This is a genomic window from Pseudomonas putida, from assembly GCF_028682395.1.
Taxonomy (GTDB): domain Bacteria; phylum Pseudomonadota; class Gammaproteobacteria; order Pseudomonadales; family Pseudomonadaceae; genus Aquipseudomonas; species Aquipseudomonas putida_AB.
The window spans coordinates 120,735-134,167 of sequence record NZ_JANHLC010000004.1 but is presented as its reverse complement, the minus strand read 5'-3'; the positions used below and the strand labels follow the sequence as shown (position 1 = coordinate 134,167).

Here is a 13,433-nt window from a genome sequence, read left to right as displayed (position 1 = left end):
TGCGCCGTTTCAGCGGTTTTCTAGTCAATGACGCTAGTGGCGCATATCCACGCGGTCCAGCGCCAGCGTTTTTTCCTGCGCGGCAGATGGATGACGGGGGTCAGCGATTCTGCAGCACCGGACCTTCCAGTTGTTCGAGCATCCAGCGCACAAAGTCGCGGACTTTCGGCACTTCTGCCGAATGCTCCGGGTAGGCCAGGTAGTAGGCGTCTTGACTGGGCATGGGATGGTCCCAGGGAATCACCAGCTTGCCGTCGGCCAGTTCCTCCGCCACCAGAAACCTGGGCAACAGTGCCACGCCGCAGCCGACCTGGGCCGCGCGGATGCACATATAGAAGGTTTCGAAGCGCGGGCCATGGTAGCTGTGCTCGGTGTGATAGCCCTGGTCCTCGAACCAGTCGTGCCAGGCCTGGGGCCGCGAGGCGTTCTGTAGCAGGACCAGTTCGCTCAGTTGGGTCGGGTCGCTGAACGGCTGGGCGGGCAGATTGCCGGGGGCGCAGACCGGCACCAGTTCCTCGCCAAACAGCTTGAGGCTCTCGGTGCCCGGTCGCGAGCCCTGGCCAAAGTAGAACGCCAGGTCGCTGCGCCCTTGCAGCAGGTCATCGGGCTCCTGTTCGCTGCACAGGTCCAGATGAATCTGCGGATGGCGCAGGCGCCAGCCCTTGAGCCGCGGCACCAGCCAGCGGGCGCCGAAGGTCGGGGGCGTGGAAACCCGCAGCACTTCGGTTTCGCCTCCGTAGGAGCGCAGGTAATGGGTCGACATCTCCATCTGGGTCAGGATTTTTCGGACTTCCACCAGGTACAGATCGCCTGCGGGCGTCAGTTGCAGGCGCCGGCGTACCCGGCGAAACAACAGGTGCTGGAGCAGCTCTTCCAGCTGGGCAACCTGCTTGCTCACGGCGCTTTGCGTCAGGTTCAGCTCTTCTGCCGCACGGGTGAAACTCAGGTGCCGAGTGACGGCTTCAAAGCACTGCAGGGCGGTGATCGAGGGAAGATGGCGTTTGCTCAGCATGGGTTAGCCCTTTTGTTGTGGTGCTGGCGTTGCGGTTTTCTAGCATGAATTAAAGGAATGATATCTCGCTTAAAGGTCGTTTGTTGACCTGCGTTTGGCGAGCTAAAACTAAGCTCCTGAGCAGCCCCTTGCCGGGGCTGGAAAATCCTTGTCCAGGTGTTTGAAGGAGTGGTCCATGGTTGCTGCATTGCTCGAGCGTCTCGGGGTCGCCCCGACGCTGTATCAACAAGGCCAGCAGGCGGTGCATTCGCCCATCGATGGCAGCCGGATCGCCTCGGTCACCTGGGCCGGCCGTGCCGAGGTCGAGCAGCAGGTCACTCGCGCTGAACATGCCTTTGAACTGTGGCGCAAGGTGCCGGCGCCCCGGCGCGGTGAGCTGGTGCGCCAACTGGGCGATATTCTGCGCGAATACAAGGCCGATCTCGGCGAGCTGGTGTCCTGGGAAGCCGGCAAGATCACTCAGGAAGGCCTGGGTGAAGTGCAGGAAATGATCGATATCTGCGACTTTGCCGTGGGCCTGTCGCGCCAGTTGTACGGTTTGACCATCGCCTCCGAACGCCCGGGGCACCATATGCGTGAGACGTGGCACCCGCTGGGCGTGGTGGGCGTGATCAGTGCCTTTAACTTCCCTGTCGCGGTCTGGTCCTGGAACACCGCGCTGGCGCTGGTCTGCGGCAACCCGGTGATCTGGAAACCCTCGGAAAAGACCCCGCTGACCGCCCTGGCCTGCCAGGCCCTGTTCGAGCGCGTACTGAAAAACTTCAGCGATGCCCCGCCGTACCTTAGCCAGGTGGTGATTGGCGGCCGCGAAGCCGGTGCAGCGCTGGTCGAAGACCCGCGCGTGGCGCTGATCAGCGCAACCGGCAGTACCCGCATGGGCCGTGAAGTGGCCCCCGTGGTTGCGGCACGCTTTACCCGCAGCATCCTTGAACTGGGTGGCAATAACGCGATGATTCTCGGCCCGAGTGCCGACCTGGATATGGCCGTGCGCGCGATTCTGTTCAGCGCCGTGGGTACGGCAGGCCAGCGCTGCACCACATTGCGCCGGCTGATCGCCCATGAGTCGGTCAAGGACGAGATCGTCACGCGCCTCAAGGCGGCCTACTCGAAAGTCCGGATCGGCCATCCGCTGGAAGGCAACCTGATCGGTCCGCTGATCGACCGGCAGGGTTTTGAGAATATGCAAGATGCCCTGGAGCAGGCGCTTAGCGAGGGCGGCCGGGTCTTTGGCGGCAAGCGCCAGTTGCAGGAGCAGTTTCCCAATGCCTACTACGTGTCACCGGCCATTGTCGAAATGCCCGAGCAGAGCGATGTGGTGTGCAGCGAAACCTTTGCGCCGATCCTCTATGTGGTGGGCTACCGCGATTTTGCCGACGCCTTGCGCCTGAACAACGCGGTGCCCCAGGGCTTGTCGTCGTGCATCTTCACCACCGATGTCCGCGAGGCCGAGCAATTCATGTCGGCTGTCGGCAGTGACTGTGGCATTGCCAACGTCAATATCGGTCCGAGCGGGGCGGAGATCGGCGGAGCCTTTGGCGGTGAGAAGGAGACGGGCGGTGGCCGTGAATCGGGCTCCGATGCCTGGCGCGCCTATATGCGGCGCCAGACCAATACCGTCAACTACTCCCTTGAACTGCCCCTGGCCCAGGGCATTAGCTTTGAGTAGCTGATGCAGGCCGTTCGCCGCTTCCAAAGGACGTCTCAAATGCCGTTACGCGAAGAATGCCTGTGGGAAAACCTAACGCCACAACGGCCCGAACATCCGGGGCTCAAGGGCGAGGTCAGGGTCGATGTCTGTGTGATCGGTGCCGGGATTACCGGTTTGTCGGCAGCCATTCATCTGCTTGAACAAGGCAAGCGGGTCTGCGTGCTGGAGGCCCATCGCACTGGCCATGGCGGTTCGGGGCGCAATGTCGGATTGGTCAATGCCGGGATGTGGATCGCACCCGACGATATCGAGGCCGGCTTCGGCGAGGCGGTCGGCAGCCAGCTCAATCGGATGCTCGGCGCTGCGCCGGCCCTGGTCTTCAGCCTGGTGGACAAGTACGGCATCGATTGCCAACTGCGTCGCGAAGGCACGTTGCATATGGCCCACAACGCCCGTGGCGAAGCCGATCTGCGCAGTCGCGAGGCCCAGTGGAAGCGCCGTGGAGCGCCGGTCGAACTGTTGACCGGCAAGGCGTGCGAGGCGGCGACTGGCACTTCGCGCATCGCAGCGGCATTGCTCGATCGGCGTGCTGGCACCTTGAACCCGATGGCCTACACCAGCGGGCTGGCCAGGGCGGTGATCGGGCTGGGCGGGCAGATTTTCGATGGCTCGCCCGTCACCCGGCTGGAACGCCAGGGCGTGCGCTGGTCGGTGCAGACGGCGCAGGGCGCGGTCAGCGCCGAACAGGTGGTGATCGCTTCCAATGCCTATACCGAAGGCGAATGGACCGAGCTGCGGCGCAATTTCTTCCCCGGTTATTACTATCAGGTCGCTTCCGTGCCGCTGGGCACAGAGGCGGCGCAACGTATCCTGCCGGGTGGGCAGGGCTCCTGGGATACCCGTCAGGTGTTGAGCAGTATCCGCCGCGATGCCCAGGGGCGTCTGCTGCTGGGGAGCCTGGGCAATGGCAATCAGAAACCGGCCTGGTTCCTCAAGGCCTGGGCCGACCGGGTGCAACAGCACTATTTCCCCTACCTCAAAGAGGTCGAGTGGGAGTGTACCTGGACCGGCATTATTGCTTTTACCCCCGACCACCTGATGCGTCTGTTCGAGCCGGCGCCCGGTCTGGTGGCAGTGACCGGCTACAACGGACGCGGCGTCACGACTGGCAGTGTGGTCGGCAAGGCTTTCGCCGATTATCTGTGCCACGGTAATGCCCAGGCCTTGCCGATTCCCTTCAGCCCCATGCAGCCGCTGGTCGCTCCTGGCCTGCGCAGCTGTTTTTACGAGGCCGGATTCTCGCTTTACCACGCAGGGCAATGCCTGCGGATTGTTATCTGATTTCGGAAAAAACCTAACGCAAGCGGCGCTTTTGCCTACAGCGACTAGCCTGTAGTGGTGCGTGTTGTAGCAGTGACGCACCGCCGGTGTGCACTTCGGTGACGCACGCTGTTACAGGCGGGTTGCACGGCTCAAAGCGTCGTGGTTGCAATGATGGCATTCGCTGGTTGCGCCCCAAAAAAAAGATGGGTTTCACCTTCGAAGGTTTTGACGGTTGCACGCCCAGTGAAAAAAGGGCCAGAAACAGTCGAATAACAATAAGACCACGACTTTTTTCAGAACAAAAAACCGATGGCACGGCGCTTGCTCAGAGCAATCAGTGAAGTAGCAGTGCCAACCCAAGAAACCTCAGGAGCACCACCTCATGTCGCAGACGTTTTACAGGAAAGGTTTTCTGGCTCTCGCAGTGGCTACTGCGCTGGGCGCTTCTTCGTTTGTTCAAGCGGACCTCAAGATCGGTGTGGCGGGCCCGATGACCGGTGCCAACGCGGCATTTGGCGAGCAGTACATGAAAGGTGCCCAGGCGGCGGCCGATGAGATCAATGCCAAGGGTGGCGTCAATGGCGAGAAGATCGTGCTGGTCGCCGGGGATGACGCCTGCGAGCCGAAACAGGCCGTGGCCGTGGCCAACCGCCTGGCTGACCAGGACAAGGTAGCGGCGGTGGTCGGGCATTTCTGCTCCTCGTCGACCATCCCGGCCTCCGAGGTGTACGACGAAGCGGGGATCATTGCGATCACCCCCGGCTCGACCAACCCGCAAGTCACCGAGCGCGGCCTGAGTGCCATGTTCCGGATGTGCGGACGTGACGACCAGCAAGGGATCGTCGCCGGCGATTACATCGTCGATGTGCTCAAGGGCAAGAAAGTCGCGGTGTTGCACGACAAGGACACCTACGGCCAGGGCCTGGCGGATGCGACCAAGGCGCAGTTGACCAAGCGTGGCGTGGCGCCAGTGCTCTATGAGGGGCTGACCCGTGGCGAGAAGGACTTCAGCGCCGTGGTCACCAAGATCCGCTCGGTCGGTGCCGACGTCGTGTATTTCGGCGGCCTGCATCCGGAAGCCGGTCCGCTGGTGCGCCAACTGCGCGAGCAGGGCCTGACCGACGTCAAGTTCATGTCCGATGACGGTATTGTCACCGATGAACTGGTGACCACGGCCGGCGGCGCCAAGTATGTCGACGGCGTGCTGATGACCTTTGGTGCCGACCCGCGCATGTTGCCGGACAGCAAGGCCGTGGTAGACGCTTTCCGCGCCAAGGGCACGGAGCCCGAGGGTTACACGCTGTACTCCTACGCATCGATCCAGGCCCTGGCGGCAGCCTTTACCGGCGCCAAATCGAACAAGGGCGCCGATGCCGCGGCGTGGCTCAAGGCCAATCCGGTACAGACCGTGATGGGCAAGAAAGAGTGGGACAAGAAGGGCGACCTGAAAGTCTCCGACTACGTGGTCTACCAGTGGGACAAAGACGGCAAGTATCACCAGTTGGAAAAACAGAAGTGATGTGAGCTTCAGCCCCGCCTGTTCGCAGGCGGGGCTGGCTTAGGTGCAGTACCCGTCTTTTTCCGTAGAGCCGCACAACCCCGTGCTGTGGCGTGATCCGCCGTCAGCGGGGCCGGTGTTGTCTCTCAACTGCGTGAGATCGCGTTATGGATGGTATTTTCCTGCAGCAACTGGTCAATGGCCTGACTCTCGGGTCGGTCTATGGCCTGATCGCCATCGGCTACACAATGGTCTATGGCATCATCGGCATGATTAACTTCGCCCACGGCGAGGTTTACATGATTTCCGCTTACCTCGCGGCAATCAGTCTGGCCCTGCTGGCCTATTTCGGTATCGAATCCTTCCCGTTGTTGATCCTCGGCACGCTGCTCTTCACGGTCTTCGTGACGGGTGTGTACGGCTGGGTGATCGAGCGCGTGGCCTACAAGCCCTTGCGCAACTCCACACGCCTGGCACCGCTGATCAGTGCCATCGGGATCTCGCTGATCCTGCAGAACTACGTCCAGATCAGCCAGGGCGCTCGCCAGCAAGGTGTGCCCACGCTGCTCGAAGGGGCAATGAAGTTCGATATCGGTACCGGCTTCGTGCAGATCACTTACACCAAGCTGTTTATCCTGCTCGCCGCGTTCGTCGGCATGGGGCTGCTGACCTACATCATCAAGTACACCAAGTTGGGCCGCATGTGCCGCGCCACCCAGCAGGATCGCAAGATGGCGTCGATCCTGGGGATCAATACCGACCGGGTGATTTCCTACGTATTCATCATTGGTGCGGTCATGGCGGCCCTGGCCGGCGTGCTGATCACCATGAACTACGGCACGTTTGACTTCTATGCCGGCTTTATCATCGGTATCAAGGCCTTTACCGCGGCCGTGCTGGGCGGCATCGGGTCGCTGCCGGGCGCGATGCTGGGCGGGATCATTCTCGGGATCTCCGAGTCGCTGTTCTCCGGGTTGGTCAACTCCGACTACAAAGACGTGTTCAGTTTCTCGCTGCTGGTGCTGATTCTGATTTTCCGTCCCCAAGGCCTGCTGGGTCGCCCACACGTGGCGAAGGTATAAGTATGTCTGCTGCCAATAAACCGCTGGATATCAAGAAAAGTGCTGTCGACGCGATCCTGGCCGGGCTGATTTCGCTGATCGTGTTCGGGCCCATCGTCGGCGTGGTCCTCGATGGCTACAGCTTCAACCTGCAACCGGCCCGTGTCGGCTGGCTGGTGGCGATTGTCATGCTGGGGCGGTTCTGCCTGAGCCTGTTCCTGCAAACCCCCAAGGGCCTGAAGATTCTCCAGGGCTTCGAGAGCACCAGCTCCGGCGTGCATGTGCTGGCCCCGGACTACAAATCGCGGCTGCGCTGGATCATTCCTGTGCTGATCGTGATCGCCATTGTCTTTCCGTTCTTTGCCAACAAGTACCTGCTGACCGTGGTCATCCTCGGGCTGATTTATGTGCTGTTGGGCCTGGGGCTCAATATCGTGGTGGGCCTGGCCGGCTTGCTGGACCTGGGGTACGTGGCGTTCTATGCCATCGGTGCCTATGGCCTGGCGTTGGGCTATCAATACCTGGGGCTCGGCTTTTGGACGGTGCTGCCGCTGGCGGCTATTGCGGCGGCGCTGGCCGGCTGCATATTGGGCTTTCCGGTGCTGCGTATGCATGGGGACTACCTGGCCATCGTGACCCTGGGCTTCGGCGAGATTATTCGGCTGGTGCTCAATAACTGGCTGTCCTTTACCGGCGGCCCGAACGGCATGCCGGTGCCGTCGCCCACCTTCTTCGGTCTGGAGTTCGGCCGGCGGGCCAAGGACGGCGGAGTGCCGTTCCATGAGTTCTTCGGCCTGGAGTACAACGCCAATATCAAGTTCCTGTTTATCTATATCGTGCTGTTCCTAGTGGTGCTATTGGTGCTGTACATCAAGCACCGACTGACCCGGATGCCGGTCGGGCGTGCCTGGGAAGCCCTGCGCGAGGACGAGATCGCCTGCCGTGCGATGGGCCTGAACCATGTGCTGGTCAAGCTTTCGGCCTTTACCCTGGGCGCTTCCACCGCCGGTCTGGCGGGGGTGTTTTTCGCCAGCTACCAGGGCTTCGTCAATCCCTCCTCGTTCACCTTTTTCGAGTCGGCGTTGATTCTCGCCATCGTCGTGCTCGGTGGCATGGGCTCGACGGTGGGCGTGGTGATCGCGGCCTTTGTACTCACCGTGGCGCCGGAGTTGCTGCGCAGTTTCTCCGAGTACCGGGTGCTGCTGTTTGGCGTGCTGATGGTGCTGATGATGATCTGGCGACCGCGCGGGCTGATCCGCATTAGTCGCGTGGGCGTGACGCCGCGCAAGGGCGCACTGGCCTATGAGAGGAAAGCGCCATGAGCGATGAAATTGTTCTCTCGGTGGAAAAACTGATGATGCACTTCGGCGGGATCAAGGCCCTCAGTGACGTCAGCCTGCAAGTCAAACGCAACTCGATCTTCGCCCTGATCGGTCCCAATGGCGCCGGCAAGACCACGGTCTTCAACTGCCTGACCGGTTTCTACAAAGCCACCGGCGGCAAGATCGAACTCAATGCCCGCGGGCAGCGGACCGATGTGATCAAGCTGCTGGGCGAACCGTTTCGGGCGAGTGATTTTGTTTCGCCGAAAACCTTCGCCAGCCGGCTCTACTACAAGATGTTCGGCGGTACCCACCTGGTCAATCGGGCCGGGCTGGCACGGACCTTCCAGAACATTCGGCTGTTCAAGGAAATGTCGGTGCTGGAGAACCTGCTGGTGGCTCAACACATGTGGGTCAACCGCAATATGCTCGCCGGTATCCTCAACACCAAGGGCTACCGCAAGGCCGAGAGTGCGGCGCTGGACACCGCCTTCTACTGGCTGGAGGTGGTCGATCTGGTGGACTGTGCCAACCGCCTGGCCGGGGAGTTGTCCTACGGCCAGCAGCGGCGCCTGGAAATCGCCCGGGCCATGTGCACCCGGCCGCAGATTATCTGCCTCGACGAACCGGCGGCCGGCCTTAATCCCCAGGAAACCGAAGCGCTGAGCGCAATGATCCGGCTGCTGCGCGACGAGCATGACCTGACGGTGGTGCTGATCGAACATGACATGGGCATGGTGATGAGTATTTCCGACCATATCGTGGTGCTTGACCACGGCAACGTGATTGCCGAGGGCGGGCCCCAGGAGATCCGTAATGATCCGAAAGTGATTGCCGCCTACCTGGGCGCCGACGAAGAGGAGCTGGTATGAACACACCGATCCTCGAACTCAAGGACCTGGACGTGTACTACGGGCCGATCCAGGCACTCAAGAAGGTCTCGCTGCACATCGACGAAGGCGAGACGGTCAGCCTGATCGGCTCCAACGGTGCCGGCAAGTCGACGCTGCTGATGTCGATCTTTGGCCAGCCTCGGGCCGAGTCCGGGCAGATTCTCTACCGGGGCGTGGACATTACCCACAAGTCATCGCACTACATCGCGTCCAATGGCATTGCCCAGTCGCCGGAAGGGCGGCGGGTATTCCCCGACATGACCGTCGAGGAAAACCTGCAAATGGGCACCATCCCCATTGGTGACAAGTGGGTCGACGAAGACATGCAGCGCATGTTCGAGCTGTTCCCGCGGCTCAAGGAGCGGCGCAATCAGCGGGCGATGACCATGTCCGGCGGCGAGCAGCAGATGCTGGCCATTGCCCGGGCGCTGATGAGTCGACCCAAGTTGCTGCTGCTCGACGAGCCGAGCCTGGGGTTGGCGCCTATCGTGGTCAAACAGATCTTCGCCACCCTGCGCGAACTGGCGGCTTCGGGGATGACTATCTTCCTGGTCGAGCAGAATGCCAACCATGCGCTCAGGCTGTCCGACCGTGCCTATGTAATGGTCAACGGGGAGATCCGCCTCAGTGGTACCGGCAAGGAACTGCTGGTCAACGAGGAGGTGCGCAACGCTTATCTGGGCGGGCATTGATGCCAGAAGCCTGATGCCTGACCCACCCACCGAAAACGCCCTGGCGGCTAGCGCGCCAGGGCGTTTTTTATGGGCCCTTTTTTATCTCCACAAGGCTTGAGGGGAATTGTGGACAACAAAATTCCACAGCTCTGAAAACGCCGCATAAAGACGCTGCAAACAGTTGTTTTAACAGGCTTTTGAGTTGTCCCCGTTTGCTGTGGAGCGGGCTGTGGGTAACGTGGGAGCAACTGGCTACAGGCCTTGATTTACAAGGTCTGTAGCGATGTGGTCAGTTTTTGAGCAATGACTTTAGGCAGAATTTCAGGGGGCTTTGTCAACCCTTTTATTGTCGCAGGCAGGCTGCGGAAAAGGCGTGGACAAGCCTGTGGATAAGTCTGTGACTAAACTCTGGAAAGACCGCCCCAGCCAGCGTGGTTACTGGCTTGCCGGGATCCGCCGCGGTGCTACCCGGTTGCACCGTTTTGGTGCCTCTACATGCCGGACGCTTGAGGTCAAGCAAAAAACTTTATGAACGGCGCGCAAAGCCTTGTGGGTAAAGGCCTGGAGGGTTTTCCACTTGCCCCCAGAGACTGTGGGCCTGGCTGTGGATAAGGTGCGTATAGCTGGCTACAGGCCACGTTATACGTGGCCTGGCGAGGTTTGATTGTTTTTTGTACAGGTTCGTGCGCTGCGATGGGATTCGACGGTGGCGGTTGCTGGCTTATTTCAGGCCGGGCATGCTGCTCGGCGACTTATCTGACTCAGGCTGTTTGCGCAGCCCCGCAAGGAGAACACCATGACTTCCACGCTGTTTATCACGGGCGCGACTTCCGGTTTTGGCGAGGCCTGCGCCCGCCGTTTCGCACAGGCTGGCTGGTCGCTGGTCTTGACCGGTCGCCGTGAGGAGCGCTTGAACGCGCTGTGCGCCGAGCTCTCCCAGCAGACGGAAGTGCACGGCCTGGTACTCGATGTGCGGGATCGCAAGGCCATGGAAGCTGCCATCGCCACTCTGCCCCCGGCGTTTGCCCAACTGCGTGGCCTCATCAACAACGCCGGGCTCGCCCTGGGTGTGGACCCAGCGCCCAAGTGCGACCTGGATGACTGGGACACCATGGTCGACACCAATATCAAGGGCTTGATGTACAGCACTCGCTTGCTGCTGCCACGGCTGATCGCCCACGGGCGCGGTGCGGGGATCGTCAACGTCGGTTCCATCGCCGGCAGCTATCCGTACCCGGGCAGCCACGTCTATGGCGCCAGCAAAGCGTTCGTCAAACAGTTCTCGTTGAATCTGCGCTGTGACCTGCAGGGCACGGGAGTGCGGGTAACCAACCTGGAGCCGGGGCTGTGTGAAAGCGAGTTCTCGCTGGTGCGCTTTGCCGGTGATCAGGAGCGCTATGACGCGACCTATGCCGGTGCCGAGCCGATCCAGCCGCAGGATATCGCCGAGACCATTTTCTGGGTGCTCAATGCCCCGGCGCATATCAATATCAATCGCCTGGAACTGATGCCGGTCAGCCAGACCTGGAGCGGTTTCGCCATCGAGCGTCACGCCAAGTCCTGACCCAGGTCCGGATGGAATGGCACCCGCGCCAGGCTCGCAAGACGCCCGTGCGCGAGTCGCCGTTTGGCGTCCTAGACCATCCCCGCCTGCTTCAACTCGCTCTTGAGATACGCGTAGTAGATCGGTCCTGCCACCACCCCCGGCAGGCCGAACGCGGCCTCGAACACCAGCATCGCCAGCAGCAACTCCCAGGACTTGGCACTGATCTGCCCACCGACAATGCGCGCGTTGAGGAAGTATTCCAGCTTGTGGATAACGATCAGGTAGCCCAGGGCCGCCACGGCCACCCAGATCGACAATGACAGGCCGACAATGGTGATCAGGGTGTTGGAGATCAGATTGCCGATCACGGGCAACAGGCCGAGCAGGAAGGTCAGCACGATCAGCGTCTTGGTCAGCGGGAGCTTGACCCCGAACATCGGCAACACCACGGCCAGGAAGATCCCGGTGAAGAAGGTGTTGAGCAGGGAAATCTTGATCTGGGCGAACACGATATTGCGAAACGCCTGGACCAGCAGGTGCAGGCGGTCGAACAGGGCCGCGGCCAGGGGCTTGCGCTGGGTCAGGTCGGGGATCCGTTGCAGGGCGATGATCGCCCCGAGCACCATGCCGATCAGCAGCGTGACAAACATATGCGCCGCATCCTTGCCGACCAGTTGCAGGTCGCTCAGGTGCTTGCTGAGCCAGTCGCCGATGGCCACGCGAAATTCGGCCGCGCTGGCGGGCAGGTAGGCATCGATAAACGGCGGCAGTTGCCCGCGCGCCTTGTCCACCACGCCCATGAACTTATCGAGGCTAGCCCCGGGGTTTTCGGCTTCGTGCAGCAGGAAACTGATGGCGCCGGCGAAGATCAGGCTCAGTACCGTCACCACCAGCGTGCCGAGCAGGGCCACCGCCAGCCAGCGCGCGCGCCGCCCTTCGATCAGGCGCTGCAACTGCGGGGTGAGCATATTGACCAGTTCGAACACCAGCAAACCGGCAAGCAGGCTCGGCAACAGGCGCAAGGGCAGGACCAGTAGCAACCCACCAAAAATGATGACCCAGCTGGCCACCAGCAAGACGTGACGTTGAGAAAACGTTGGCATACAGCCTCAAAACGAACGGCGTAAAGGACGAGCAGTCTGCCAGCCTTGTAGAGGCAGCACTAGGGCTCAGGTCATGGCAGGCGCGCTATCCCAGGCGCCTGGGGGGTGCAAGAGGGCGCGCGCCTTGGCAGCGCCCTGGCGCATCGATCATTTTTTCTTCAGGCAGTCGCTCATGAAGGCTTTGCGCTCATCGCCCTTGAGCGTTTTGGTGGTGGCGGCGGCGTTGCAGGTTTTCATCTTGTCCTGCTGGGTCGCCGGCTTGGCTTTCAGGCAGTTGCTCATAAAGGCTTTGCGTTCATCGCCCTTGAGCGCTTGGGTGGTGGCGTCGGCATTGCAGGTCTTCATTTTTTCCTGCTGGGCTGTGGCAGCAAAGCCCTGGGAAGTGATCAACAAACCTGTCATCAACAGCGCAATACGCAGCATCTTCATGGAGTTTTCTCCTTGTTGGCGTACCAGGGGGGCACGACCTGCGCTGGAGTGTAGACAAGCCCTGTTACAGCTTCCTCCTGTGTGCTCAGGCCGCAGGTCGTGCCTGGCGGCGGTAGTGCTCCGGGGTGCAGCCGGCCTGGCGCTGGAACATCGCGATAAACGCCGAAGAGCTGCTGTAGCCCAGGTCATAGGCGATGTCCTGGACGCTGCGCCGCGCTTCCAGCGCTTCGATGGAGGCCAGGAAACGCAGGCGCTGGCGCCACTCGCCAAAGCTCATGCCCAGCTCGCGGACAAACAGGCGGGCCAGGGTCCGCTCGCTGACATGCACCCGGTCTGCCCAGGCCGCCAGCGGGCGGTTGTCGCCAGGGTCGGCCTGCATGGCTTCCAGCACGCCGACCAGCCCGGGATGGCTGGCATAGGGCAGGTAGCTGCGCTGCTTTGGCGCCAGGTGCAACTGGTCGATAAACACTTGGGCCAGGCGCTGGTCCTCGGCGGTTTCGGGCATGTTCACCGCGCGCTGGGCGAAGTCCCCGAGGATTGCCTTGAGGATGGCGCTGATCGCCAGGGTGCTCGCTTGCTCGGGCAGGCCACGGCAGTGTTCCGGCGCCAGGTACACCGAGCGATAGACGATGGCCTGGGCGTTGTAGGAACTGTGTTCAGTGTTCGGGGGAATCCACACGGCGTATTGCGGTGGTGACATAAAGCGCTGGACGCCGATCTGATAGCGCATCACACCGCTGGCCACATAGTCGAACGATCCCCAGGGGTGCTGGTGCGCCACCGTATGGCTGTCGGGGACGAATTCGGCATGGCGAAAATACACCGGCGTGGGCAGGCCGGTGAATTCGGGCAGGGGAATCAGTGTCTTGTGCATGCTGTCTGGATTCTGCGGCAGTTTGACCGGATACAAGTATAGGCATTAGG

General features: G+C 61.4%; 12 protein-coding genes. 8 read left to right on the top strand and 4 right to left on the bottom strand.

Going from position 1 to position 13,433, the window contains the following annotated elements; all coding sequences use genetic code 11:
• Nucleotides 1-100: 100 nt before the first annotated feature.
• Nucleotides 101-1,012, bottom strand: a complete 912-nt coding sequence (locus NPS46_RS11930; RefSeq protein ID WP_274107340.1) for a LysR family transcriptional regulator — start codon at nucleotides 1,010-1,012, stop codon at nucleotides 101-103.
• Nucleotides 1,013-1,187: 175 nt separating this feature from the next.
• On the opposite strand from NPS46_RS11930, the gene NPS46_RS11925 reads away from it, so the two are divergent.
• The 8 genes from NPS46_RS11925 (at nucleotide 1,188) to NPS46_RS11890 (ending at nucleotide 10,995) form a co-directional block, all read left to right on the top strand.
• Complete coding sequence (locus NPS46_RS11925; RefSeq protein ID WP_274107338.1) at nucleotides 1,188-2,678, top strand: L-piperidine-6-carboxylate dehydrogenase; 1,491 nt, start codon at nucleotides 1,188-1,190, stop codon at nucleotides 2,676-2,678.
• A gap of 39 nt (nucleotides 2,679-2,717) precedes the next feature.
• On the top strand, nucleotides 2,718-4,001 hold the full coding sequence (locus tag NPS46_RS11920; RefSeq protein ID WP_274107336.1) for an L-pipecolate oxidase: 1,284 nt from the start codon (nucleotides 2,718-2,720) through the stop codon (nucleotides 3,999-4,001).
• Nucleotides 4,002-4,365: 364 nt separating this feature from the next.
• Entirely contained in the window at nucleotides 4,366-5,502 is a 1,137-nt protein-coding gene (locus NPS46_RS11915; protein WP_274107334.1) for an ABC transporter substrate-binding protein, read from the top strand.
• A 146-nt stretch (nucleotides 5,503-5,648) separates the two neighbouring features.
• Nucleotides 5,649-6,563, top strand: coding sequence for an ABC transporter permease subunit (locus NPS46_RS11910; protein ID WP_274107332.1), 915 nt, complete (start codon nucleotides 5,649-5,651; stop codon nucleotides 6,561-6,563).
• A 2-nt stretch (nucleotides 6,564-6,565) separates the two neighbouring features.
• Nucleotides 6,566-7,864 (top strand): high-affinity branched-chain amino acid ABC transporter permease LivM, encoded by a 1,299-nt coding sequence (gene livM / locus NPS46_RS11905; RefSeq protein WP_274107331.1) that lies wholly within the window; start codon nucleotides 6,566-6,568, stop codon nucleotides 7,862-7,864.
• A complete protein-coding gene (locus NPS46_RS11900; protein WP_274107330.1) occupies nucleotides 7,861-8,736 on the top strand; it encodes an ABC transporter ATP-binding protein in 876 nt (291 codons plus the stop codon). Before livM ends, NPS46_RS11900 begins: the two co-directional genes overlap by 4 nt.
• Complete coding sequence (locus NPS46_RS11895) at nucleotides 8,733-9,449, top strand: ABC transporter ATP-binding protein (protein WP_274107329.1); 717 nt, start codon at nucleotides 8,733-8,735, stop codon at nucleotides 9,447-9,449. The genes NPS46_RS11900 and NPS46_RS11895 overlap by 4 nt, the downstream gene beginning before the upstream one ends.
• 778 nt (nucleotides 9,450-10,227) lie before the next feature.
• Nucleotides 10,228-10,995 carry an SDR family oxidoreductase gene (locus NPS46_RS11890; protein WP_274107328.1) on the top strand — a complete coding sequence of 256 codons (768 nt, stop codon included), beginning with the start codon at nucleotides 10,228-10,230 and terminating at the stop codon, nucleotides 10,993-10,995.
• A gap of 71 nt (nucleotides 10,996-11,066) precedes the next feature.
• On the opposite strand, the gene NPS46_RS11885 is transcribed toward NPS46_RS11890, so the two are convergent.
• The 3 genes from NPS46_RS11885 to NPS46_RS11875 form a co-directional block, all read right to left on the bottom strand.
• Complete coding sequence (locus NPS46_RS11885; protein ID WP_274107327.1) at nucleotides 11,067-12,080, bottom strand: AI-2E family transporter; 1,014 nt, start codon at nucleotides 12,078-12,080, stop codon at nucleotides 11,067-11,069.
• A gap of 147 nt (nucleotides 12,081-12,227) precedes the next feature.
• Nucleotides 12,228-12,509: a PsiF family protein gene (locus NPS46_RS11880; protein ID WP_274107326.1), complete on the bottom strand. Its 282-nt coding sequence runs from the start codon at nucleotides 12,507-12,509 to the stop codon at nucleotides 12,228-12,230.
• An 85-nt stretch (nucleotides 12,510-12,594) separates the two neighbouring features.
• The gene (locus tag NPS46_RS11875) at nucleotides 12,595-13,383 is read right to left on the bottom strand and encodes an AraC family transcriptional regulator (RefSeq protein WP_274107325.1); all 789 of its coding nucleotides are present in this window, start codon (nucleotides 13,381-13,383) and stop codon (nucleotides 12,595-12,597) included.
• Between the last annotated feature and the right edge of the window lie 50 nt (nucleotides 13,384-13,433).